General features: G+C 59.7%; 18 protein-coding genes and 1 pseudogene. 12 read left to right on the top strand and 7 right to left on the bottom strand.

Annotation, left to right across the window (positions count from 1 at the left end):
* Positions 1-5: 5 nt before the first annotated feature.
* The gene (locus tag LO55_RS20415) at positions 6-1,295 is read right to left on the bottom strand and encodes a TolC family protein (protein WP_071362894.1); all 1,290 of its coding nucleotides are present in this window, start codon (positions 1,293-1,295) and stop codon (positions 6-8) included.
* 583 nt (positions 1,296-1,878) lie between these two features.
* Here LO55_RS20415 and LO55_RS26005 point away from each other — a divergent pair.
* Positions 1,879-2,205 carry a CzcE family metal-binding protein gene (locus tag LO55_RS26005; protein WP_083415465.1) on the top strand — a complete coding sequence of 109 codons (327 nt, stop codon included), beginning with the start codon at positions 1,879-1,881 and terminating at the stop codon, positions 2,203-2,205.
* A 325-nt stretch (positions 2,206-2,530) separates the two neighbouring features.
* Here the strand turns inward: LO55_RS26005 and LO55_RS20410 are convergent, their stop codons facing one another.
* Together LO55_RS20410 and LO55_RS20405 are read right to left on the bottom strand one after the other, a co-directional pair.
* The gene (locus LO55_RS20410; RefSeq protein WP_083415464.1) at positions 2,531-3,955 is read right to left on the bottom strand and encodes a heavy metal sensor histidine kinase; all 1,425 of its coding nucleotides are present in this window, start codon (positions 3,953-3,955) and stop codon (positions 2,531-2,533) included.
* Positions 3,952-4,626 (bottom strand): heavy metal response regulator transcription factor, encoded by a 675-nt coding sequence (locus LO55_RS20405; RefSeq protein ID WP_071362892.1) that lies wholly within the window; start codon positions 4,624-4,626, stop codon positions 3,952-3,954. The genes LO55_RS20410 and LO55_RS20405 overlap by 4 nt, the downstream gene beginning before the upstream one ends.
* 479 nt (positions 4,627-5,105) lie before the next feature.
* On the opposite strand from LO55_RS20405, the gene LO55_RS26485 reads away from it, so the two are divergent.
* Complete coding sequence (locus LO55_RS26485; protein ID WP_143054574.1) at positions 5,106-5,333, top strand: hypothetical protein; 228 nt, start codon at positions 5,106-5,108, stop codon at positions 5,331-5,333.
* Between the two features lie 76 nt (positions 5,334-5,409).
* Complete coding sequence (locus LO55_RS20400; protein ID WP_071362891.1) at positions 5,410-5,832, top strand: copper-binding protein; 423 nt, start codon at positions 5,410-5,412, stop codon at positions 5,830-5,832.
* Positions 5,833-6,067: 235 nt separating this feature from the next.
* Here LO55_RS20400 and LO55_RS20395 read toward each other — a convergent pair whose 3' ends face one another.
* The gene (locus LO55_RS20395; RefSeq protein ID WP_071362890.1) at positions 6,068-6,448 is read right to left on the bottom strand and encodes a cupredoxin domain-containing protein; all 381 of its coding nucleotides are present in this window, start codon (positions 6,446-6,448) and stop codon (positions 6,068-6,070) included.
* Between the two features lie 8 nt (positions 6,449-6,456).
* A pseudogene (locus tag LO55_RS20390) lies at positions 6,457-6,912 on the bottom strand (HAD-IC family P-type ATPase); the annotation flags it as partial.
* A gap of 274 nt (positions 6,913-7,186) precedes the next feature.
* Here LO55_RS20390 and LO55_RS20385 point away from each other — a divergent pair.
* The 6 genes from LO55_RS20385 (at position 7,187) to LO55_RS20360 (ending at position 16,292) form a co-directional block, all read left to right on the top strand.
* Positions 7,187-9,052, top strand: a complete 1,866-nt coding sequence (locus LO55_RS20385; RefSeq protein ID WP_071363896.1) for a copper resistance system multicopper oxidase — start codon at positions 7,187-7,189, stop codon at positions 9,050-9,052.
* Entirely contained in the window at positions 9,049-10,293 is a 1,245-nt protein-coding gene (locus tag LO55_RS27080; protein WP_229410199.1) for a copper resistance protein B, read from the top strand. The genes LO55_RS20385 and LO55_RS27080 overlap by 4 nt, the downstream gene beginning before the upstream one ends.
* Before the next feature lie 85 nt (positions 10,294-10,378).
* Positions 10,379-10,708, top strand: coding sequence for a four-helix bundle copper-binding protein (locus LO55_RS20375; RefSeq protein WP_071362887.1), 330 nt, complete (start codon positions 10,379-10,381; stop codon positions 10,706-10,708).
* Between the two features lie 295 nt (positions 10,709-11,003).
* Positions 11,004-13,712: a TonB-dependent receptor gene (locus tag LO55_RS20370; protein ID WP_071362886.1), complete on the top strand. Its 2,709-nt coding sequence runs from the start codon at positions 11,004-11,006 to the stop codon at positions 13,710-13,712.
* 91 nt (positions 13,713-13,803) lie between these two features.
* The gene (locus tag LO55_RS20365) at positions 13,804-14,496 is read left to right on the top strand and encodes a PepSY domain-containing protein (protein WP_071362885.1); all 693 of its coding nucleotides are present in this window, start codon (positions 13,804-13,806) and stop codon (positions 14,494-14,496) included.
* On the top strand, positions 14,493-16,292 hold the full coding sequence (locus tag LO55_RS20360; protein ID WP_177185553.1) for a 2Fe-2S iron-sulfur cluster-binding protein: 1,800 nt from the start codon (positions 14,493-14,495) through the stop codon (positions 16,290-16,292). The genes LO55_RS20365 and LO55_RS20360 overlap by 4 nt, the downstream gene beginning before the upstream one ends.
* A 124-nt stretch (positions 16,293-16,416) precedes the next feature.
* On the opposite strand, the gene LO55_RS20355 is transcribed toward LO55_RS20360, so the two are convergent.
* Positions 16,417-17,592, bottom strand: coding sequence for a S8 family peptidase (locus tag LO55_RS20355; protein ID WP_083415612.1), 1,176 nt, complete (start codon positions 17,590-17,592; stop codon positions 16,417-16,419).
* Between the two features lie 505 nt (positions 17,593-18,097).
* Between LO55_RS20355 and LO55_RS26000 the strand changes: the two genes are divergently transcribed.
* Positions 18,098-18,757: a c-type cytochrome gene (locus LO55_RS26000; RefSeq protein ID WP_083415462.1), complete on the top strand. Its 660-nt coding sequence runs from the start codon at positions 18,098-18,100 to the stop codon at positions 18,755-18,757.
* Positions 18,758-18,849: 92 nt separating this feature from the next.
* Here the strand turns inward: LO55_RS26000 and LO55_RS20345 are convergent, their stop codons facing one another.
* On the bottom strand, positions 18,850-20,139 hold the full coding sequence (locus tag LO55_RS20345; protein ID WP_071362881.1) for a type II restriction enzyme NmeDI-related protein: 1,290 nt from the start codon (positions 20,137-20,139) through the stop codon (positions 18,850-18,852).
* Positions 20,140-20,310: 171 nt separating this feature from the next.
* On the opposite strand from LO55_RS20345, the gene LO55_RS20340 reads away from it, so the two are divergent.
* Positions 20,311-20,517: a heavy-metal-associated domain-containing protein gene (locus LO55_RS20340; RefSeq protein ID WP_071362880.1), complete on the top strand. Its 207-nt coding sequence runs from the start codon at positions 20,311-20,313 to the stop codon at positions 20,515-20,517.
* 1,071 nt (positions 20,518-21,588) lie between these two features.
* Positions 21,589-23,457, top strand: a complete 1,869-nt coding sequence (locus LO55_RS20335) for a copper resistance system multicopper oxidase (RefSeq protein ID WP_071362879.1) — start codon at positions 21,589-21,591, stop codon at positions 23,455-23,457.
* The last annotated feature ends 470 nt before the right edge of the window (positions 23,458-23,927 follow it).

Raw genomic sequence — 23,927 nt, 5'->3', positions numbered from 1 at the left:
CCTGATCAGTTCGAAACGGAAGGGGTATGTAAGCGAGATGTATTCGGAACAAGAAAATTGATTTGCGCCCACAGTCGGGCGATTTCCGTTTCCAGTTCCACCGCTTGAAGTTGCATTTGCGTCTCTTCACGCTTTGCCGCTAGCACTTCCGCTTGGGATGCCTTACCGCCACGGTAAGAAGCCATCTGCGCGTCGACGCGCGAGCGCGCCAATGGGATGAGCTCACGCACATAGCGTGCATGGCGATCCTGATTAGTCTTCCATTCATTGATCATGGCCTCGAGCTCTGCTACGTGGGCCCGGAGCATTTCGTCACGAACTGCTCTTGCTTCCTCAACCTGTGCCAGCCTTGCCGACAGTTCACGGTCTTGGCGATTCTTTCGGTTCCATTGCAGGGGGATCGAAACGCCTAACGAAACCATGTTCGAATAGCCTGAGCCGCGCTGCTGGAAGGCTAACTCAACGCTCCAGTCGGCTTTTCGATCAGCCCGGGCCAGATTCGCTTCGGCTGTGGCGATCTCTTGTTGCTTGGTTGCCACGGCAAGCTCGGGATGATGGTTTAGCTCCCGTTCAATGTTGGCAAGATCAAGCCGAACCTCGTGAATGTTAGGCTCGCCGGCGATCGGTAACTGAGCGGCCTCACCGACCCAACGCGCCAGTGCGATGCGCGCGTCGCGCAAGCGACGCTCGATTTCGCTTTTCTGATTCTCGAGTTGAGACAAATTGCTTTGCGCACTGAGAATCTCAGCCTGCGTACTGGTGCCGGACCTGTACGCTGCCTCGATGGCCTTTAGCTCCTGTTTTGCCTGCTCGAGCTGTTCCAACACTAGCGCGGCCATACGTTGCGCGTAGTAAAGGCTAAGCCAGGCGACAGCGGTATCGCGTTCAATTGTCGCCGCCAAAGCCGCCTTCTCTGCAAGCGACTTCTCGGCCTCACGCTCGAAGCGCTGCGATCGCAGTCTGCGTTTTTCTGCGCGTGGGAGGTCTTGCATTACGCCTATTCGACGCATGGTCATCGATTCACGGCCCAAGCTGAAGCGCTCCACACCTTCCACTGGAAGGTTGTCGATCCCAACTTTCAATACCGGGTCGGGAAGCTCGCCCGCTGCGGTTGCCATATCGCGCGCAGCGGCAGCAGCATAGTCCTTCGAGGTCAGAAGTCGTGACCGGTCAATCGCAACCTTCTGCGCCCCTTTCAGTGTCAATGCGGTATCGGCAGCCTCGGCCGGCAGGCTCGTGCTGGCGATGAGCAAGCCAAGAATTATCGGTCCTGTCACAATTTGAGCTAAGTTCATGTTTGTTTGTCCATTACGTTAGGGTTGCAAGTCGGCCAGATCGCTGACGGTCGGCCACGAGCCAGGCACGGTTCCTAACGATGCCTGATCTTAGTTTGCATAACCTATCAAAAACGTTACCGCTTCATTACGATTTCGTAATGTAGTTCAACCATGGGCTTCAGCGTTGTTTCAGCCTTCTGACATCAAGCGGCGCAACTTCCCGAATCGGTCGGGGCAAGCGGAGCAAGATCAGTATCGATTCTGCCTCTACAGTCGCAACCGCCATGGTTGCTACGCATTTCAGGGCGTAAGAAGCCAAAATATGCTTGGCTGGCAAGTTGTTTGCCAGACGTGAAAACTCAATCGTGTGGTTCGAACCTGCATGTGAGAAATCACACGAATCACAACGGCTTTAGTCCGAATGAATGTCTACGACACAGTCACAATGAACTTTCTACTTTGTCATACCATCGGCGACGCCGATGAGCTCCGGCGGAGCAGGTCATTACACATCTGTAACGAGATCGTCATCACGGCGTCAGACGGCGACCGATAAGCTAAGCACCTCAGTCAATGTTGCTACCGCTAAGGAGGAATTACCATGAAGTTTGCCGCAATCCTGTTCGCTCTCTCTGTCAGTATCAGCGCTGGTGCAGCCGCATCTGACAACTCCCGGCCGATTACCTACGGCCATCCCGCCAAGGAAGGTACCGCATCCCGGGTGATTAAAATTTCGCCAAATACAAGGGCGATCAATGTTCACGATGGTGAAACTGTCCGCTTAGATGTTAATGGGAATGTTTTTGAGTGGACCTTTAATATTCCCACCCGTGAGGGCGTAATCAACTTGTCCGACATCGCCCCGACTGAAACCGCTGCTAGCGGTGTCCGGGTGTACGTCGCGCCGAATCCGCTGTACTTCGGTTGAGTGGCGTTCGTGGATGTACGGTTAACGTGACCACTCATTCGCCCTGTCGTGCCCATTTCATTGCCGGACGCCAGCAAATAGTGCTGACCGCGTGGTTACCTTCGACAGGACCACGCGGGTCCGGCGCGAAATGGCCGGCAGAGCTTTTAGGATTACTTTTGATTCGTAAGTCGCCATCGGTGACCCGATGCCGCTGATCATCGGCTCAGGGCTCGGCTGAGCTGCATGCGCTTTCGATGGCTGCCTCATTAACTGGGATTCGGTGCCAGGCCGTAGTATCGATTCGAATCGGATGAGCAGCTGTGCGGAAACGTGTGCTGGAAGGCTATTCAGGCGCCGGGGAACTCTCTCGAACTGCCGCTGTTGGTAACGGGAAGCTCAAAGTGAAGGTAATCATCCCGTTGGCGTGACTACCAGCTGCGGCGTACCCACCATGGAGCGTCATAATCGCCTGGACAATTGATAAGCCGAGGCCTGTTCCGCCGGCTTCGCGCGAGCGGGCCGAGTCGGCCCGATAAAATCTGTCAAAAAGCCGGCCAAGATGCTCTGCGGAGACAGGGGCCCCGGTATTGGTAACTGCGAGTTCAACCCTCTCGTCGGCCGTTCTTATTCGGATCGCAACGGTGCTATTGGGATTGCCGTACCGGACAGCGTTTGACAGCAGATTAGTAATCGCACGGTCGACCAACCCGACGTCCGCAAGCACTTTTCCTTCTCCTTCCACGACAAAATCGATATCGCGCTCGTGCGCCACGAGCTCTATATATTCCACGACCTTGCGGGCCTCATCGGCCAAGTCAACAATCGTTATGCCCAGGTGCGAAGTTGAGTTGTCGGTCTGCGCTAAGAACAGCATGTCTGCGACAATCCTGGTCAGCCGCTCCAACTCTTCGATATTCTGTTCCAGCAACTCGACAAGCTGCTCGTGTGTCCGAGGCTGCGACAACACAACCTGGGTGCGGCCGAGCAGGATCCCTAATGGCGTGCGCATCTCATGTGCCAAATCGGCTGAGAATTGGGACAGACGGCGGACACCGTCCTCTACACGGTCCAGCATGCCATTGAATGCGAGACAGAGGGGCTCCAGTTCGCGGGGCATCCCGTCGGGATTGATGTGATCTGGAATATTCCTCGCGGACATTGAAATCGCTGCATCGCGAAATCGGTTGAGCGGCCTTAATCCAACGTTGACAATAGCCCACGCTCCGAGCGACATAAGTGCGAGCGCAAAAGGGGCTGCACCAGCTGCCACCATTACAAAGTTCAAGAGTAGTTCTTCGTCAGCAGTACGATCAACCGTCAGGATCAGGACGTATTGCTCTCCGTTGGTCACTGTGCCTGACGTAACCACTGAGAGCATCGGATCGCCTGAAGGGGCTGACCGCCAATCCAAAAAAGCATCCACGCCCCAGGTATCATCCCGTAGACGAGCAAGCGATTGCAGGCCAACAGGACTAAATGCTATCAAAGCAGAAAAGTTATTGGGCCGCGCCACTGCCGCGTGCAGACCGTCATGCCTCGACACCAGATCGGCAAGGCGATGCGCGACCGATCCAAGTGTGTCCAGGCTTCCATTGTTACCCAGTATGGTACGAGCTTCCGCCAACGCGACTTTAAGCACCTGGCGCCTCTGCTCACCCATCTTCGAAGAAATGGTGGCGTAAGAAAACACCACCACGCCCACTGCCTGGATCAGGCCAAGTAAGCCGACGAGCATTGCTAGCTTCGATGTCAGACTGCGTGCGATCATGGGCGTGGATCGAACACATACCCTACGCCGCGCACGGTATGTATAAGCTTGACCGTAAATGGTTCATCAACTTTCGCGCGAAGCCGCCTGACGGCGACATCGATAATATTTGTGTCAGAATCGAAGTTGATATCCCAAACGAGGGAAGCAATCTGCGTTCGTGACAAAACCTCACCGCGACGCCGCATGAACATGACGAGCAAAGCGAGCTCCTTCGCAGAAAGGTCGATGGTTTTGCCGCCTCGAACTGCTCGATGTTTAACAGGATCTACTTCCAGATCAGCTACTCGTAGAATGTGGTCCAATGGAACGACGTTGCCACGCTTCAGCAAAGCGCGCACACGGGCGAGCAATTCCGGAAACTGGAAGGGTTTGACCAAGTAATCGTCGGCGCCCAGATCAAAACCCTTGACTTTGTCGTCAGTGTTTCCGCGCGCGGTCAACATCAACACAGGCGTTTGCTTAACCGTTCGTAATGCGGACAACAACGCGAACCCATCGACACCGGGAAGCATGACATCAAGCAAAATCAAGTCGTGCTCCCCCTCAACACCGTGATGCAGTCCGTCTATCCCATTGAGCGCAGTTTCGACTATATAGCCTTGCTCAGTTAACCCTTGAGAGATGTACTGAGCCGCCCGAGGCTCGTCTTCCACAATAAGAATCTTCATATGTATTTCAATTTTCCATGTGTTGGCCGGTCATTTTATTGAGGACTGTAGAGAAAGCTACAGGTTCCGAGGACTGCACTCAAACAAACTACCAACACGAAAATGACAATTTGTCTTCCTGAATCGGCTTGTGCAACCGTCTCGAAGTCACGACATTGTTGCACAACGGATGGCTGAGCGTGTGGATGGGCACCGGCAGCGGGATAAGATCACTGCGCTGACTAGCTTCGATGCTGGTTGCGGCTCCCTAAACCAACGTCGAGCTCGCACTTGCGGAAAGGAATTCATGTTGCTGCTGCCAGATCGACAAGGTTGAACAGGCCGCGTCGTCAGAGCCCTCCTTATACATTACATCATCGTAATGTGCAGGTAATCCTCCAGTCAGTTACGTTCCGCTATGATCTATCCATGCAGTCGATTTGCACTGCAATGCAAATCAGAACATGTGTCTTCGCTCAACTACTTGGAACGGTTTGAATATGAAAAAGATGCTAATTTCGCTCGTGGGCGCTGCCCTAATCGGAGCAGGCAACCCGGCTTTCGCAGGCCCTGACTGGCAAATAATTGAGCATGGTAGAAAAGTTGCAGCCGAACGCTGGCGCCAAGCCCAAGCTCAAGAAAACAAGCACCAACAACAGTCCAATCAAGCCGCTGTAGCAAAGCAAACAACAAAACCTTGCCACGAAACGAATATAAGGTCTGATTGAACAGCACTTCGCTTCAATGAAGACTTATCTTGAAGCACCTGTCAAGAAATTAATTTATATCTAAAAGGATACTATTATGAAACGCATTGCCCAACTTGCTGTCATCGCCGCCTTCTCTGCTTCTGCTGCTGCTTTCGCTCAGAATAGCGGCGGCATGATGAACATGGACCATAAGAAGTGCATGGAAATGAAAGATATGAGTGGTATGGACAAGCAAAAATGCAAAGAAATGATGAAGAACATGATGTCGGACGACAAGGCCAAAGGCGCGGCCGATACAACCGTCCACACCGCTTCGGCGGTCGTGAAAGCGGTTGACCCGGCAAATGGGAAAGTCACTTTGGCCCATGGTCCTGTTAAAAGTCTGCAGTGGCCCGCGATGACAATGGCGTTCGCGGTCAAGGACAAGGCGCTTTTTGACAAGCTGACGGTAGACAAAAAAGTTGACGTCGAGTTCACGCAACAGGGGACAGTCTATACTGTTTCTGCAGTTAAGTAATCCCGGCACAGCCCGGGCTGGAGAGGCGCAATCCCTGCGGAAAGCGTCCTGCTGCATCCAGCCCGGGTATGGGGCAGCATCACGAAAGCTTACAAGATCGATGCTCCGCCCGGCAAAAAACTCTTGCTTGCGATGTCGGAAACCGAGAGTGCTTTGTTGAGCAATCATGAACAGTCCACCCGGAGCCTACTGGCGTAAGTAAGTGCCCTATCTCTCGCAACAATAACCAGGCATTCTAAGGGGAGTTCACTATCAATTTCCCTCGCATCATATTCATTCCGCACGTGAACGTGAACTCGCCAGACTTGTCCGGATTGAGCTCAACCGCTGTTGACTTAAATGCCGGCAGATTTTTCGCGATGCCGAAATCACCAAAGATGACTTGCTCGCTGCAAGAAGCAGTTTCGTCCCGATAAAATTCAAGGCGTACCGGCTTTCCCTGCCTGACGACGATAACATCGGGCGAGTACCCCCCTTTCACGGTCACTTTGATCTCCTGTACACCACTCTCCGTAGTCGAGGCCGCGACAGCCTTACGCTCTCCAAAGAAGTACCACAACACGAAAGCAATCAAAAGCAGTTCACTAACCACGACGGTTATCTCGGCGCTATCCATATTTCCTCCTATATTTCAGGTTTAAAGCGCCGCAGGCGCAAGCTATTGGCAACAACTGAAACACTTGACAGCGACATTGCAGCGCTGGAAATAATCGGCGACAAAAGCCAGCCGGTAAACGGGTACAGGACACCTGCAGCAACCGGAATCCCCAACACGTTATAGATGAATGCCCAGAACAGGTTTTGTTTGATGGTACGCATCGTTGAACGTGACAGCGCGATACCATTGACAACGCCTCGCAAGTCGCCCTTGAGCAGCGTGATATCGGACGCTTCGATGGCGACATCAGTGCCAGTACCGATTGCGATGCCAATATCAGCCTGCGCGAGAGCAGGGGCGTCGTTGATCCCGTCACCCACCATCGCCACGACTTTCTTTTCTTGTTGCAGCCGTTTGACGACATCCACTTTTCCCTCACCGGCCATGTTCCCGCCCGGATCGAGCGCCCCCCACGCACTGCCGCGTCAATCGCGGCGTAATCCTTCACGGCTAGCGCCGGCGATGCGTTCCTGATTACCGGGAGACCCGCCCGTGTCCGCGCTCGCGCCTGCACGAAGGAGTCATCCTGACCGGGCACGCGTTCAAACAAATCAGATCAAATAACCGAGTCGTGTCCCGGTGGCTATCCGCCGCGGGGCAGGCGTATCCGCGTCCCTGGTCACCGGCATGGGAACGTTTGGGGCCGAATCGCGCAGATTCCTGCGCCAGAAGTCGCATTTCGAATCGGAGAACCATATGAAACGTTCAGAAGTTACTGACGTCTGCACAAGCAGCTGGCGGCGCCGTTTCCTGCAAGGGCTGGGGGCAGCGATAGGCCTCGCGGGTTTCAGCCCAAGCGCGCTGTTTGCCGCGCAGGACAGGCGCAATCTACGCGGCACCAGTTTCGATCTCGAGATCGGGCCGGTTCCTGTCAATTTCACTGGAGCAGATCGTATCGCCACCGCGGTCAACGGCCAGGTGCCGGCGCCCACGCTCTACTGGAACGAAGGCGATACCATCACGATCCGGGTTACCAACCGTCTGCCGACGGTCAGTTCGATCCATTGGCACGGCATCCTCCTCCCGGCCGACATGGATGGCGTGCCGGGGCTGAGCTTTGCCGGGATCCAGCCCGGACAGACCTTCACCTACCGGTTCGAGGTCAAGCAGAGCGGTACGTACTGGTACCACAGTCATTCCGCGTTCCAGGAACAGCTCGGCTTGTACGGCCCGATCGTCGTCCTGCCAAAAGCCGGGGAGCGCGTCCAGGCCGATCGCGATTATGTCGTCATGTTGTCGGACTGGACGGACGAGAAGCCGGAGCGGGTGCTGGCCAACCTGAAGAAGATGAGCGACTTCTTCAACAACAAGCAACCCACCTTCGGCGAGTTCGTCAGCGACGTGCGGAGCATGGGATTCGCCGCCGCCGTGGAAAAGCGCAAGATGTGGAACCAGATGCGCATGATGCCGACCGACTTCAGCGATGTGACGGCCAGCCGGAATATCAGCGGGGCACTGCGTTACCTCATCAACGGCGCCACCGCGGAGATGAACTGGACCGGCCTGTTCCGCCCCGGTGAACGAGTCCGCCTGCGCTTCATCAACGGCGCCGCGACGACCATCTTCGACGTGCGCATCCCGGGTTTGAAAATGACCGTCGTCTCCGCGGACGGACAGGACGTGGAACCCGTCACTGTCGACGAGTTCCGGATTTCGGTCGCCGAAACCTATGACGTCATCGTCCAACCGCGAGAGGACCAGGCGTACACGATCTTCGCGCAGTCGATCGGACGCTCCGGTTTCGTCCGGGCCACGCTCGCACCGCGGCCGGGAATGCTGGCTCCCGTACCGAACATGGACGAGGCCCAATGGCTCAGCATGACTGACATGATGGGAGCAATGGCCATGTCAGGCATGCATGGCTCCGCCACGGGCGGCCATGCGATGGGTGGACATGCACAGCAGGCGGGCGCATCGCCACCGGCAGCGACGGCAGGTGCCGCGCATCAGGGGCACGACATGCCGATGGCAACGCAAACCGACCCGCATGCCGCGCATGCCCAGATGCCTACGGCCGCCGCGCCGACCGCGGGCCATCCGCCGAAGGTGACGCATGCGCGCACCGAATACGGGCCGGGCGTCGACATGCACGTCGATATGCCGCGCACCAACCTCGACGACCCCGGCGTCAACCTGCGCGACAACGGCCGACGTGTCCTGACGTATGCCGACCTGCGCACGATCGGCGGGCCGGTCGATCCACGGGAACCGAGCCGGGAGATCGAGCTTCACCTCACCGGCAACATGGAACGCTTCATGTGGTCGTTCGATGGCCAGAAGTTCTCCGAATCCTTGCCGATCCGCTTCCGCTTCGGGGAGCGTCTGCGCATCGTGCTCGTGAATGACACGATGATGAATCATCCGATCCACTTGCACGGCATGTGGAGCGAACTGGAATCGCCCGACGGGAAATTCCAGGTCCGCAAGCACACGATCAATGTACAGCCGGCCCAAAGGATCACCTACCGGGTCACGGCCGATGCGCCAGGCCATTGGGCTTACCACTGCCATCTGCTGTACCACATGGAAGCCGGGATGTTCAGGGAGGTGGTCGTATCATGAAAAATCCATCGATTAAACCTGCGCCTCGCGCGCTCGTGCTGGCGTGCCTGCTTGCAGCGAACGCCGCAGCGCAGACGACAGCTCCAACCCAGCCGCCGCAGTCGACCGGCAGCCACGACATGTCGACCATGGACCACTCCAAAATGGGACACGGTACGCCCGCGCCGGCCGGCAAGAAGACGTCGCAACAGGCACCGACCGACCCGGCCCCGTCGAATGCACCGGCAGCTGGGCATGCTGGCCATGCCGGGCATGGCAACACGGCAGAGCCGCCCAAGGAGGCCCCGCCGGCGCCGGCGGCGCAACACCAGGGTCACGCAACCGGCCATTCGAGCCACGCGGCACAACCAGCCGCTCCCACGAAGCCACCGGCCCAGCCGACATCCACGGCCGCGCCCGGCATGGATCACGCAGCCATGGGACACGGTGCAGTCCCCGCAGCAGGAAGCGCTGGCCAGGAACACGCGTCCGGGACGGGTGGCGGTATGGCGGGCCATGCCATGCAAATGGGGCCCATGCAGGGAGGCAACCCTCCGCCCGACGCCCGCGATCCGAACGCCTATAACGAGGGAACCCGACACGCGAACTTCGGCAACCACGAAATGAACGACAACGCTCCGTTCGGGAAGGTACTGGTCGACAAGCTGGAAGCGGCGAGGGGCGATGGCGAACACGGTCAGAACCTCGAGGCCGAGGCCTGGTACGGCAATGACTACAACAAGGCCTGGGTCAAGGTCGAGGGAGAGCGCCGGGATGGTTCCCTCGAATCGTCCCGCACCGAGCTACTGTGGGACCGGGCATTTGCGCCATTCTGGAGTACCCAGCTGGGCGTGCGGCACGACGGCGGCGAAGGTGGAGGAAAGAACTGGCTGGCCGTGGGCGTCCAAGGCCTGGCGCCGTACTGGTTCGAGACCGAGGCCACCGCGTACTGGCGCTCGGGGAGCGGATTCGCGGCACGCCTCAACGTGAAATATGAAATCCTGTTCACGCCGCGACTGATCCTCGAGCCTGAGCTGGGCGCGAACCTGTACAGCCGTGCGGATCCCGAGCGTGGGACGGGCGAGGGTGTCTCCGACCTGAGCGCGGGTTTGCGGCTGCGCTACGAGATCACGCGCAAGTTCGCGCCTTACATCGGCGTCACCTGGAACCGGCAGTTCGGAGAAACCGCCGATTTCACGCGCATGCGGAGTGGCGACCCCAGCGAAGTGCAGGCGGTAGCGGGCGTGCGCCTGTGGTTCTGACTTGACCGGCAAGCGGCATCGTTCCGCAGCGCGCGAGAGTTTTGTCCTGATAGAGACCTAGACCAACTTGTTCAAGGAGAACGCCATGAACCAGCAACACGAAACCTGTATCGAGGCCTGCAATGACTGTGCGGATGCATGTGACATGTGCGCCGCCGCCTGCCTGCAGGAGGACGACGTGAAAATGATGGCCCGCTGCATCGCTCTCGATATCGATTGCGCGCAGCTTTGCCGGGTTGCCGCCGCCACGATGGCACGGGGTGGCGAAGGAGCCAAGATCGTCTGCGAGGCCTGCGCCGCACTGTGCGAGATGTGTGCGGAAGAGTGCAGCAAGCATCAGATGGAGCACTGCCAGGCGTGCGCCGCGGCCTGCCGCAGGTGCGCGGAAGAATGCCGCAGGATGCTTGCGGCATGATCGCGATTTGAGTAGGGAAGGGCGGTTAGGGAGCGGATTCCCCTAGCCGCAGCAAAGGAATTTTGTGGCGGCGCGAATTTGCGCCGGTGTATTCGCTCGTTCTTAAATTTTATACGGAGGATTGTTGTAAAAACGTATCTTTATTGCTTACTTGCAGAAACCGCGTTACATTAAAAGTGCGGCTTAATTGTATATACAAGCCGTGAGTGACTCGCTTCATCCCACCATGTGCCGCGACCTGAAGCCCTAAACGTTGCGGTTTCATAGCTCTTACAAAAATAACCCCGGAGGGTAAATGGTTCACAAATACGTCCCAAGAACGACAGCCGCGCTCGCACTGCTGGTCCTGCAGCAGAGTGCCCAGGCGCAACAGCCCGCCACCAGCGACAACACCCAGGTAAGCGGGATGGAGCGGGTCCAGATCACCGGCAGCCGGATCAACCTGCGGCAGGAACAACTGACCGGCGTCGGTCCCGTGACCGTCATCGACGCCGAAACCATCCAGCGTTCCGGCGCGATTTCGGTCGAGACGCTGCTCCAGCGGCTGCCGTCATCGGCGGGCACGGCCGGGAACCAGACCAGCGCATACTGGACCAGCAATGGCTACGGCACGACGCAGGTCAACCTGCGCGGCCTGGGCATCGACCGCACCCTGGTGCTCCTGAACGGACGCCGTGTCGTGTCCGGCGGTACGGGCGCCAATAGCTCCGTCGACCTGAACATGATTCCAGTGGCGATGATCGAACGGATCGAGGTGCTGAAGGACGGAGCATCGGCCATCTACGGGGCCGATGCCGTCGCGGGTGTCGTCAACATCATCACCAAGAAGGCCTTCGATGGCGTCGAGGCATCGGTCCGGTTCGGCAGGACCGAGCGCGGCGACGGGGACGAGAAATCCGCCGATCTGGTCTGGGGTAGCCGTGGTGAGCGCGGTTCGCTCATGGCGTCGCTGAACTATTCGGAAAGCGGCGAGGTGAACCTCGCGTCGCGCGCGCCGTGCTCGCTGTTCGAGGATGAAGGCGAACTGGTCTGTTCCGGCAGCTCGTCCACCATCGGCGGCCGTGCCCGGCTGGCCGACGGCCGCCGGGTCAACTTCAACCAGGACCCGAACGGGAATCCGCGCGGCTTCGAAACCTACAGCGCAGCCAAGCACGCCTACAACAGCAACCCCTTCCTGAACGCGGTCAACCCGATCAAGCGGATCGGCGTCAGCGCCTTCGGTAACACACGCCTGACCGATAGCGTCGACATGTTCACCGAACTCATGTTCACGAACCGCAAGTCCAGGCAGCTGGCGACGCCAGGCGCGATCGGCGTCTACCGCCCGATCGAGATCGCGGCCAGCCACCCGACCAACCCGACCGGTCAGAACCTGACGCTGGAGCGCCGCCGGGTTGCCGAGGTGGGACCGCGCCACTTTTTCCAGGAGACGAATACCTTCCGCATCGTCGCCGGCCTGAAAGGCGCGCTGGGAGAGAAGTGGGACTGGTCGGCATCCCTCAACTGGGGGCGTAACACGGGCGTGGACGGGATGACCAACATCATCAACCTCGACCGGGTGGATGCGACCCTGAACGCCGCGACCTGCGGCAAGAGCCCGACCGCCGCCCCCTGCGGCAATTACCTCGGCTACGGCAACCTGAGCCCGGCGGTGCTGGAGTACATCCACTTCACGACCCGCGACCACGGCGGCAACGACCAGAAGAGCTTCAACGCCAGCGTCAGCGGCGAGCTGTTCTCGCTGCCGGCGGGACCGGTAGGATTCGCCTCCGGTTTCGAATACCGCCGCGAGAAGGGGTGGCGCGACCCGGACAGCCTGATCGTGTCTGGCGCGGCAAATACTCCTGCCATGGACCCGATCGCCGGCGAGTACAGCGCGCGCGAAATATTCGCCGAGCTTTCCGTCCCCTTGCTGGCCAAGCTGCCGCTGGTGCAGTCCTTGACCATGAATGCCGCCGCCCGCTACTCCGACTACAGCTTGTTCGGCTCGCAGGGAACCTACAAGCTCGGCCTGGACTGGCAGGTGATCCCTTCGCTCAAGATGCGCGCAAACCGGTCGACGGCCTTCCGTGTCCCGAACGTTCCGGAGCTGTTCGGCGGGGTCTCCGAGGGCAACCTGACGACGACCGACCCGTGCAACAACTGGAATACCCTCGACCCGAACTCGGCGGTCTACAAGAACTGCCAGGCGTCCGGCGTCCCGGTCGGCTACAGGCAATTCGGTCCATCGATCCTGACGACCGGCGGCGGCAACCAGAAGCTCGAGCCGGAAGAGGCGGACACCTTCACGGTCGGATTAGTCTGGACCCCGTCCAGGGCGCTAACCCTGACCCTCGACTACTTCAACATCGAGATCGACAACGCCATCGAAACGGTACCGGGCTCGACCAAGCTGTCGGTCTGCTATAACTCGCCAGGGCTGTCGCACATCTTCTGCCGGCCGTCGAGCTTCACCCGCGATCCGCGCACCGGCGAAATCAACTTCCTGTCGTCGCAGCCGGAGAACGCCGCGCAGCAGAAGGTCGCCGGCCTGGATTTCGGCGCCATGTATGACTTCAGCCTGTTCGGATGGGCCTCGTCGCTCACGGCCGACGTCTCCCGCCTCAACCGCTTCGACGTGACGCCATTCCCTGGCGGCGAGGTCATCGAGTACGCCGGCAAGATCACGGGCGGACGCGGAAGCTATGCCAAGTGGCGGTCGACGGCGTCCCTGACCTCGTCCAGCGGACCGTGGTCGGGTTCCTATACGGTCCAGTACATCGGCAAGGCCGAGGACATCAATGCCGCACCGGAAGACATCGGTTCACGTGCACCGAGCATCGCCTACCACAACGCCAGCGTGAAGTATGCGTTCAACAAGGCGATGGCGGTCTCGTTTGGGGTCGACAACCTGTTCGACAAGCGTGCCCCGTATATCCAGAGCTGGACGGACGGGAACACCGATACGATGACCTACGACCTGCTGGGGCGTCGCTGGCACGTTCGCCTGGGCTACAAGTTCTAGCCATTCAATGATGCCGGGCGGCCCGCGAGCGTGTATGCTTCGCTCCGGCTCGCCCGGCTGACCGGGTAACCTATTCATTACAACAATAACTATGCAATTAGCTTTCTGGGTGCGACGCGCCCACAAATGGATCGGGCTCGTCATCGGGGTGCAGGCGCTGCTCTGGATGATCAGCGGTCTCTACATGGTCGTGGTCCCGCTCGAAGTCGTCCACGGCGACCACCTGGCCCACGTCCCGACCGAAAGGCTTAACCCGTCCGCCGCCCGTATCAGCCAGGCTAGCCTGCACGAAGCCTACCCGGGCATTACGGCCGTCCGCATGAAAAACCTGCTCGGCAAGGAAGTCTATGAAGTCAAGCAGGGCAAGCAAACGAGCCTGGTGGACGCCGTCAGCGGCGAGAAGATCAGCCCGCTCGATCGCGACCAGATCATCGCCCTGGCCGATGCGGCCTACGTGGGCGAGGGCAGTATCAAGGGCGTCGAATGGGTGACCAAGGCGCCCCAGGAGGTCGGAGCGCGCCCGGTGCCGCTGTGGGCCGTCCACTACGACGAGCCCGGACAGACGACGCTTTACTTTTCCCCGTATACCGGCGACCTGGTGGCCCGGCGTCATGAACTCTGGCGATGGTTCGATTTCCTTTGGATGTTCCACATCATGGACTACGAGGAACGCGAGAACGTGAACAACACGCTGCTGCGCACGGCGTCGATTACTGGCCTGCTGTTCGCCATCAGCGGCGCATGGCTGCTCTTCTACAGCTTCAACCGGAGGAAGCAGGCATGAGCCATTGGATGAGACGTTTGCACAAGTGGGTGGGGGTGATCCTGGCGATCCAGTTCCTGCTGTGGATGTCGAGCGGCGTCGTCATGAGCCTGCTCGACGCGAACAAGGTGCAGGGACGTGAGTTCCGCACCAGGCCACCGGCGCCGCCCGCGTGGCCCAAGGATGTGCTCAGCACGGACGCGGTGCTTGCGGCCAGCCGGGAAAACGTCATGGCGATCACTTCCGGCTGGGTGCTCGACCGGCCCGTGTACCGGCTGCAGAACGACAAGCGCAGCTGGATGGTCAGCGCAGCGGACGGCAATGCGGTGGCGGTGGACGCCAGCCTGGCAGGGGAGATCGCGCGTGCGTCCTATTCCGGAAGCGGGAAAGCCGGAGTGCCGCGCCTGCTGAACTTCACACTCGAGGCCCGCAAACACAAGGAGCCCGTCTGGCGCGTCGACTTCGACGACGCCGACGAGACCTCGGTCTATGTCTCCAGCCTGTCGGGAACGGTGCTCGAACACAGGAACAGCACCTGGCGCCTGTTCGACCTGTTCTGGATGCTCCACATCATGGACTACAGCGAAAGGACCAATTTCAACAATCCCTTGCTTGTCTCCAGTGCGATCGGCGGACTGTGGATGGCCTTGAGCGGTGTCTGGCTGCTGTTCGCCAGCGTGCGGCTCGCGGAATTCGTTCCAAGCCGCTGGCGGCGGCGCCGTACCGTCAACCTGGTCGACGCTCATGGCACGATGCATCGCGCGGTCGAGGCGGTTCAGGGCGATACCGTGTTCCAGGCGCTCGCCCGCTCGGGCCTGCAGTTGCCGTCGAACTGCGGCGGCGGCCAAAGCTGCGGTTTGTGTGAAGTACGATGCGTTGGACAGGCGCCTGAACCTACGGGTGCGGATCGCGCACTGCTGTCGCCGCAGAAGCTCGCGGCCGGGTACAGGTTGGCCTGTAACCTTCCTGTAACGCGCAGTCTCGACGTCGACGTCGGGAACACCCTTGCGTCGTCTGCCGAACGCATAGGGGTGGTCACCAGCGTCAAGCCGGTGACGCCGTTCCTGCGGGAGATCACAGTGCGCCCGCAGGACCAAATGGAATGCCGGCCGGGCGCCTATGTCCAGATCCACGTGCCCGCGTACGCACGCGAGGCCAGCCAGCTGGATGTCCCCGAGGAGCACCAGGAGGACTGGCGTGCCGCAGTTGTGCTGTCGACGCTTGCGAATGAGACGCCCGTTCGACGGTCGTATTCGATATCGGTACCGGTGGAATGTGCCGGCTCGCAGTTGACTTTCCTGGTCCGCTTCATGCCTGGGAAACAACCGGGCAGGGGATCAGGCTACATGTACACGCTCAAGGTCGGTGACGAAGTTCGCTTCAGCGGACCATTCGGCGATTTCGCACTGAAGCCCGGGGCGCGTGAGAAAGTGTTCATTGGCGGCGGCGCCGGGATGGCGCCATTGCGCGCCATGATCCATGAGCTCCTGACAAAGGGTGCCACCGAGCCGCTGCACTTCTGGTACGGGGCGCGCAGCCGGCGCGATGCGCCGTATGTGGACGAGATGCAGGCATTCGCAGCGAAACACCCGAACTTCCGCTGGCACCTGGTGCTGTCGGAGGAGGCAGTAAACGGCGCGCCCGCAGGACTGGTACACGAAGCCGCGCTGGAGGGTCTGCTGCGTACGCACCCGAACATCGCCTCGCTCGAGTTCTACGTTTGCGGCCCGCCGGCGATGCTGTCGAGTACCCTGGCAATGTTGCGCAGTCTTGGAGTCGGGGAGGCGAACATCGCCTACGACGATTTCAAGATCTGAAGGACGAAGATCGCTAGGGCTATTCCTTGTGCTCCGTGTCGTCGACCGCCGGAACGCCTCATTTTGCCTTCCTCCACGACCCGCGCACGTGACCTCGGGAGGAATTACGGGATATGCCCCAGGACTAGGCGAGCGGACACTGTACCAGGCCGGCGCCGACATCCTGCTCGTCCGTGTCGCTGGCGAACACGTCCGGTTTGGCTGTGCTCATCAGTTGCGACTGTACCAGGAGCGAAGTGGGCGTTTGCCCACGCGTCTGGATTGCTTCGCACCACAATGCGCATGCGCCCGCGACGTGCGGGCAGGCCATGCTGGTCCCGCTCAGCGCGGCCAATCCTCCGCCAAGTTGGGCTGAGCGAATGTCCACACCTGGCGCCGCAATCGTCGCCATCGAATTCGAGAACGGCGCCACGGAAAACCGGTCCAGTGCCTGGCCAACCGCGGCGACCGAGATCACGTGCGTGGCGGCAGACGGCAACGAAGCCGCGAGACGGTAGCTGGCGTCGAGGTCGCGGCGGCTTTCGTTGCCGGCAGCGGCGACGACGAGTGGGGACGAGCCAAATGCGGCTTGCGCGTTGTAGAGTTCCATAATGGCATCGAACATGCGCAGGTTCGCCCGGTAAGCTTCAAGCGCACTCGAGGTGGCCAGATCGACTGGCCACCCCTCCTGATTCGCTAGACGCGCGACCATGCCGGGGAAATCGAACCCCAGTGACATCGAGACGATATGCGCCCCATTTTGCATTGCCCACATCAGGGCTTGAAACAGCTGGGCGGAGTCCCCCTGACCGGCCGAATCCAGGACTTTTCCAATCAATGCCTGCTGCACACCGCGTGCAACGCCGACCCGCTTGCCGTCCACGTCGCGCCCGAGGATCGTGCCCGCACAATGCGTACCGTGCCCGTTGCCATCACCGTTTCCGTCGCCGGTGAAGTCCACCTGGGTCAGCTCGACGCCTGCGAACGCAGCATGGGTCGCATCGATGCCGGTATCGAGGACTGCGATACGGGCGCCACGACCGGAGAAGGGACTCGTATCTGCAGCGATGGCTTGCAAACCCCAATTCGCATCGGTTCCCGTGGCCGAGGGCGCCAGCGGTACGATCAGTTTTACCGGCATCAATGGGGCAACGGCCGATACGCCAGGGTCGCGCAAGAAGCTGGCGTAGGCTGTCGACGCGATATCCTCGATGCCGAGCTTAACGATACCAACGTCAAGCGCCTCAAGAGGTTCAATGCGGCCTTTGCCAGTTTTCAGAGGACCGCTGTCAACATTTATGCGTAGAACGATGTATTTCATCTGCCTTCTCCCTGACGCACCGCCCGCGCCTTCGCAGCGCGGCTGCGTGTACTTGGTGAATGCTATGGTGTACGCTCGCTCGGCGCATGCCAAAAACATTGACTGGCATCAAGCTTTTTAGCGATGAGTCAGCCAAGCACTTCCTGCGTTGCCCTGCATGAGACCTTAGGAGCTCCCATGCCCACAATTCGGACGTCGACCGCCACGGAGCCGCGCACGAGTGCGTCAACGTACGGTCTTTACCGCGTCAAAGGCTTCTAATGCAGTACGGCTGCGGCAACACTTGGAGTCCTGACGTTGGCCATGCTCGAGACCACTATCGGGGCGCCCTCCTGTTGAGACGTGCAGCAAAACACCCAGCCCACAAGACATCCCTGGAATAGGCGCCTGGCCAGGTTCGAGAATCGGCCGCCACGCGCGGCCAGAAGCCGGCGGATGTGCCGACGTCGCGGGCGTGGCTGATTCCCCGGGTGCTTAGTTGTCAAACAGTGAAAGGAGGCACAAAATGAAACCAGTCGTTAAACAGACCGCTGCCATTACTGTCGCGATAGCAGCAATTCTTCTGTTCGCAGCCTTTGCAATCGCCTGGTCCGGCGCCTTCAATGTTGCAGCTGATGCGCCTCACTCACGTCCAGTGTATGCGGCAATCAATTTTGTGCGTGAACAGTCCGTCCGTGCACGGGCAGCGAACGTCAAGGTGCCCGACCTTGCAAATCGTGCGTCCCTCGTTAAGGGGGCTGGCAACTACGACGCGATGTGCGCGCAGTGCCACCTGTCGCCTGGGATGGGAGAAACCGAACTCAGTCGCGGTTTATATCCTGCACCGCCGAACCTGTCGAACACCCGGGTCGAGCCATCACGAGCGTTCTGGAGCATCAAGCACGGCATCAAGGCATCGGGGATGCCTGCCTGGGGAAAGAGCATGAACGATGCCGACATCTGGAACCTGGTCTCTTTGCTCCAGAAATTGCCGGACCTGAACAAAGAAAGCTACGAAGCGCTGGTCCAAAGCAGCAGTGGCCATTCTCATGCGGGAGCACCTTCTGGAGAGATGCACGATGCTGCTGAAGGTCCCATGAAAGGACACGCCAAAACAGACGACGTGAAGCCTTCGCCTGAGGGCAAGCCCCGTGCGCATGAGCATCAAGCAGGCGAGGAGCATTGAACTGGGACCTCAATGCACTGTTATGGGTCAGCGGTTCAGATTTATCCCGAGAACGATCCCATATACTCACCATGGACAGGTCCGCCTGGCGGTCAAATGATGGCCTTGCCTCGCGCGATCTTGCGCAGTACATGCAGGTCGCTGCCAAACATGCACAGGGCTTCGCAATGCTGGGCAAGCAGGCCGAAGGGAATGTACATGACCGGCACATCGCCAGCTTCCTGTTTGAATGATGGCCGGCTGAGCTGGGCGATCACTTCCTGTTCGCGGGTATCCGGGGCAACGATGTAGTAATGACATGCCTGCTCCGGCAAGGACTGGGCCAGGTCCTTCATCCTCAGGATGCCCGAGTAAATCGAGGTACTCTTTTCGATTTCGAAGGCGCACACGATGTGCTCGCCGTCCTCGCTCAGCCACAACACGTCGATCAAGCCGATCGTATTCATGACTTCATCCTGGGCGCCGATGTCCGGCAGCTTATCGGTCGTCGCCAGGACGAATGCCTCACCCGCAAAGGAATGATGCCGGTCATTACGCGCGACGTGGACGCGATACTTCAGTGCGCGGCCCAGGCGGATCAGCAGGTGCTGCATGCGTGTGTGCTCGGATACGCCGGCCTGATCCGCCAGCACCTGTTCGTGCCGGCGCTTGTTAGCCTTGGCGGCTTTTTCTTGGAGCGCAGCCAGGGTCGCGTCTGCATTGCCCGCGGTGGCGATTCGTCCCGTACCGATTTCGAACAGGAGTCCTGCGAACGCACCGAGATCCTTCGACAATAGCTGCCTGTGCTGATTGTTGACCTCGACGATCGCTTCCCGCATGGCCAGGTAGCTGTGCCAGCAGCCCAGTTTGAGCTTCGTTCCAAACAGCGCATTAAAGCCGTTGATGATCGCGGTGTTGAAAGGCGGGATCAGAGTGGGATGGAGAAAGTAAAGAATCGTGGCCGCCGCCGGGCCCAGCCCCTTGATGCCGGCTTCGGCCAGACGGCTCATCTCGGCAAGCAGTTGTTCCTCTCGCGTGGCATTCAGGCAGGCCGACAGGAAGCTGCCGAACCTGCGCTGGTTCGCTTCGCTCTCGTAGATGTCGGGGATGCGCAGCTTCGGTTTCCAATAGAAGGGATGGGCGGCCCCTTCGAACATCTGTTTCTGCTCGGTGATCGCGCAGAGTACATCCTCGAGTGGCGAACCGCGGAAATCGTTTCCGAAGCTGCCTTTCGAAATTGCCTGGACGGTGTCGATAACGCCGCGCCGGATCGAGCGGAAGGCTTTCATGCGATCCTCGCTACCGATGAACCAGGTGTTGTAGACCGACTCGGCGTCCTGCTTGTATTGGTGGATCAAGTCGGCGACCCTATTGTTGGCAACCGCCAGTGTAGAAGAGCTCATACGCTATAAATATCTTTCAGGAAAGACAAGTGTAGCGGTCTGTTCGTTTGGCGGCAATGACTGCGTGGTTGTCAGGCATGTCCGCCTGGGACATCGTTGCAGGTAGTGCTTGACCTTCCCATGATGGGAAGGTCTAAAGTACGTATAGAGCAAACAAACAGGAGGTACGATATGTACGAGCTCAAGGTAGAAAAAATGTCCTGCGGCGGTTGCGCCGCCCGGGTTACGCGTGCAGTGCAGGCCTTGGATCCGAACGCAAAAGTGGAGGTGCTGCTGAAAGACCGCTTGGTTCATGTCGAGAGTACGGCGAGCCCGGAAGCAATTGTCAACAAGATTAGCTCTGCCGGATACCCGGCGTCCCAGGTAGCGAGCCAGTGAGCCGCCCCGGCTTTCGTGAAGGCGGACGCTGGCCCGTCCCACGCTCCTGCTGGCGTACCTGAAGGCGCAACGTTTCAGGCGCGCAGCCGATCTTGGCCATAATCGGCGTGGTCGCCGCCACCGCAATTCGCACTTGCTGCTCGCTTCACTGACCATGGGCAAAGTACCCGATGACATCGGGGAATGCTTCGATTGCTCCTTCCTAGCTCCGTTTTCTCAAATGAAGCCCCTACAAAATCTGGGTGGTTCACGAAGCAGATGAGCGAGCAGTTAATGCGGGGTAGCGAGACCGCTTGATACCACTTGGTTGCGCCGCACTAGCAATGACAGCTACTGCCGAAGGGAAACGTGCGCATTACATGAAACGGGACATGTTAAATTCATCACATGCGCCACAGCCTACGGACATTTCTTTTGTGCCTGCTGTTCGTTACCCTGCCGATACAGAGCATCGCGGGGGTGACGAGGTATCAGTGCGGCATGGCGCATCATGCTCTGGCAGTGGACACCGCTCGCTCGTTGGCACACGAAGAGCATGGAATAGGCGCCGATCTGTCTGGCAAAAAAACACACGCTGACGCTGCTACGGCGGCGGCAAAGGCGACCGATCCCGATGGTGCCTGTGCGAACATGGGTGGCCATAAGAGTTCGAGCTGCGGAAAGTGTTCCGGATGCTGTATCGGCAGCTATGCTCCGCCGCCTTTCATTGCCATGACTGCAGCGCAAGAACCTGCGGAAACGCTGCGTTCACCCTCCGTTTCTTCCTTCACCGGGCAATTCCCAGCCCGTCTTGAACGACCTCCTCGCGCTAGCTCATCCCCCTCGTCGTGATGCGGAGCAGCGCATCTCCGAGGCGCAACTACGACTTCAACCTGCTTGCCCAGCACCTGCTGGCCTTCGCCGTCGTGCCGCCGCGTGTGCGGTGGCATCGTAGCCGAAATTGTGAGCTCGTGCGATTGCGCGGCGGTCCTGCTGTGCGCGGCCAACGATTGGCGAGGCGGGCAGATGATGCGGGGCGGATTCCATCGTCCCGCTCGAAAACAGGTTTTCCCTTTTTGACTGGAGAGTTACATGAATGCCTTTGAAATAGGCGACAGTTGCACAAGCAACTGGCGCCGCCGTTTTCTGCAGGGACTCGGCGCCGCAGCAGGCCTGGCAGGATTGAGCCCGCGTCTGCTATTTGCACAGCAAGCGGACCGGCGAAGCCTGCGTGGCACCGAGTTCGATCTCGTCATCGGGCCCACGCCCGTCAACTACACCGGCGCCGAGCGGATCGCCACCGCCGTCAATGGCCAAGTGCCGGCACCGACGCTGTACTGGAACGAAGGCGACACCGTCACGATCCGAGTCACGAACCGCTTGCCAACGGTCAGCTCGATTCACTGGCATGGCATCTTGCTGCCGGCAGACATGGATGGCGTACCCGGGCTGAGTTTCTCCGGGATCGCCCCGGGCCAGACCTTTACCTACCGCTTCGAGGTGAAGCAGACGGGAACCTACTGGTATCACAGCCATTCGGGATTCCAGGAGCAAACCGGGCTGTACGGCCCGATCGTCATCCTTCCCAAGGGGGCAGACCGGGTCCGGGCTGACCGGGATCATGTCGTCATGCTCTCGGACTGGACCGATGAAAAGCCTGAACGTGTGATGGCCAACCTGAAGAAGATGAGCGACTTCTTCAACAACAAGCAGCCGACCTTTGGCGAGTTTGTGCAGGACATCCAGCGCATGGGATTCGCGGCCGCCGTCGACAAGCGCAAGATGTGGAACCAGATGCGCATGATGCCGACCGACTTCAGCGATGTGACGGCCAGCAGGAACATCAGCGGCGCGCTGCGCTTCCTGATCAACGGCGCCACCGCGGAGAAGAACTGGACGGGGATTTTCCGGCCAGGCGAGAAAGTGCGGCTTCGGTTCATCAACGGGGCCGCCACCACGATTTTTGACGTCCGCATTCCTGGATTGAAAATGACGGTGGTCTCTGCGGACGGACAGGATGTGGAACCGGTTGCAGTGGACGAATTCCGCATATCGGTTGCCGAAACCTACGATGTGATTGTCGAGCCTGCCGAAGACCGGGCTTATACGATCTTCGCCCAATCGATCGGGCGCTCGGGATCGGTACGCGCGACGCTGGCTCCACGTCCTGGCATGCAGGCCCCGGTGCCGGACATCGATGAAGCAAAGTGGCTCACGATGGTCGACATGATGGGGGCCATGGCCATGGGAGGCGCGCATGGTGCGCATGGTGCAGCGATGCCGGCCATGAATCGCGCCGCGGCACCAGCCACAGCAGGCGCAGCGGCGCACAGCATGCATTCGATGGCGCAGGGCCAGGCACAGCAGACAATGCCGGCGGAAGCTGCGCACGCAGGCCATGCACAGATGGCGTCGCCAGCAGCCACCCCGGTGCAGCCGCCTAAGGTGACCCACGCACGCACCGAATACGGTCCAGGCGTCGACATGCACGTCGACATGCCCAGGACGAACTTGGACGACCCCGGCGTTAACCTGCGCGACAACGGGCGCCGGGTGCTGACCTATGCCGACCTGCGGACCATTGGCGGCCCTATCGATTCGCGCGAACCGTCCCGAGAGATCGAGCTGCACCTGACGGGGAACATGGAGCGCTTCATGTGGTCGTTCGACGGCCAGAAATTCTCGGAGTCCCTGCCCATCCGCTTTAGGTATGGGGAGCGCCTGCGGGTCGTCCTGGTCAACGACACAATGATGAATCACCCGATCCACCTGCACGGCATGTGGAGCGAGCTTGAATCGGAATCGGGCCAGTTCCAGGTCCGCAAGCACACCATCAACGTGCAACCAGCCCAACGCGTCAGCTTCCGCGTGACCGCCGACGCACCCGGGCATTGGGCGTTCCACTGTCATCTCATCTATCACATGGAAGCCGGCATGTTCAGGGAGGTCGTCGTATCATGAAAAACCAGTCGAAGCGACCGATTCCCTGCGCATTGGTACTTGTCTTGCTGCTGTCGCAAAACGCCGCGGCACAAGCCATTCCGGACTCGGAAGGACGCGGCCAGTCCAGCGAGGCGCCCGCTCCCGGGCAGCCCGCCGTCGATCATGCAGCGATGGGGCATGGCAGCCCCGCATCCACAAGCAGCACCGCGTCTCAAGAAACGCAGGCGCGGCCACAGAGGGATGCCAGCCCGAAACAGGCCAAGGCAAAGCGCTCCAACGAGCCAGGCAAGCAGCAATCCGTCCAGTCCGGGCAGAAGGACCAGCCACAGGAACAACATAGTGGCCATGCCGGGCACGCCATGCCTGCACAGCCAGCGGCATCGCACGCACCGGCGGTATCCGGGCAGGCGCACCCCGGGGATCATGCTGCGATGGGACACGGCAGTCCTGTTCCCACACCGAGCGCGCCCCTACAAGGTGCTTCCACA

Origin of the sequence: Massilia timonae, assembly GCF_001866515.1 — a bacterium.
Taxonomy (GTDB): Bacteria; Pseudomonadota; Gammaproteobacteria; order Burkholderiales; family Burkholderiaceae_D; genus Telluria; species Telluria timonae.
This window is presented reverse-complemented; position numbering and strand designations above follow the sequence as displayed.

Bases quoted from the DNA above. Each gene is read 5' to 3' on its own strand.
- LO55_RS20415 (WP_071362894.1), bottom strand. From the start codon at position 1,295: ATGAACTTAGCTCAAATTGTGACAGGACCGATAATTCTTGGCTTGCTC.
- LO55_RS26005 (WP_083415465.1), top strand. From the start codon at position 1,879: ATGAAGTTTGCCGCAATCCTGTTCGCTCTCTCTGTCAGTATCAGCGCT.
- LO55_RS20410 (WP_083415464.1), bottom strand. From the start codon at position 3,955: ATGATCGCACGCAGTCTGACATCGAAGCTAGCAATGCTCGTCGGCTTA.
- LO55_RS20405 (WP_071362892.1), bottom strand. From the start codon at position 4,626: ATGAAGATTCTTATTGTGGAAGACGAGCCTCGGGCGGCTCAGTACATC.
- LO55_RS26485 (WP_143054574.1), top strand. From the start codon at position 5,106: ATGAAAAAGATGCTAATTTCGCTCGTGGGCGCTGCCCTAATCGGAGCA.
- LO55_RS20400 (WP_071362891.1), top strand. From the start codon at position 5,410: ATGAAACGCATTGCCCAACTTGCTGTCATCGCCGCCTTCTCTGCTTCT.
- LO55_RS20395 (WP_071362890.1), bottom strand. From the start codon at position 6,448: ATGGATAGCGCCGAGATAACCGTCGTGGTTAGTGAACTGCTTTTGATT.
- LO55_RS20385 (WP_071363896.1), top strand. From the start codon at position 7,187: ATGAAACGTTCAGAAGTTACTGACGTCTGCACAAGCAGCTGGCGGCGC.
- LO55_RS27080 (WP_229410199.1), top strand. From the start codon at position 9,049: ATGAAAAATCCATCGATTAAACCTGCGCCTCGCGCGCTCGTGCTGGCG.
- LO55_RS20375 (WP_071362887.1), top strand. From the start codon at position 10,379: ATGAACCAGCAACACGAAACCTGTATCGAGGCCTGCAATGACTGTGCG.
- LO55_RS20370 (WP_071362886.1), top strand. From the start codon at position 11,004: ATGGTTCACAAATACGTCCCAAGAACGACAGCCGCGCTCGCACTGCTG.
- LO55_RS20365 (WP_071362885.1), top strand. From the start codon at position 13,804: ATGCAATTAGCTTTCTGGGTGCGACGCGCCCACAAATGGATCGGGCTC.
- LO55_RS20360 (WP_177185553.1), top strand. From the start codon at position 14,493: ATGAGCCATTGGATGAGACGTTTGCACAAGTGGGTGGGGGTGATCCTG.
- LO55_RS20355 (WP_083415612.1), bottom strand. From the start codon at position 17,592: ATGAAATACATCGTTCTACGCATAAATGTTGACAGCGGTCCTCTGAAA.
- LO55_RS26000 (WP_083415462.1), top strand. From the start codon at position 18,098: ATGAAACCAGTCGTTAAACAGACCGCTGCCATTACTGTCGCGATAGCA.
- LO55_RS20345 (WP_071362881.1), bottom strand. From the start codon at position 20,139: ATGAGCTCTTCTACACTGGCGGTTGCCAACAATAGGGTCGCCGACTTG.
- LO55_RS20340 (WP_071362880.1), top strand. From the start codon at position 20,311: ATGTACGAGCTCAAGGTAGAAAAAATGTCCTGCGGCGGTTGCGCCGCC.
- LO55_RS20335 (WP_071362879.1), top strand. From the start codon at position 21,589: ATGAATGCCTTTGAAATAGGCGACAGTTGCACAAGCAACTGGCGCCGC.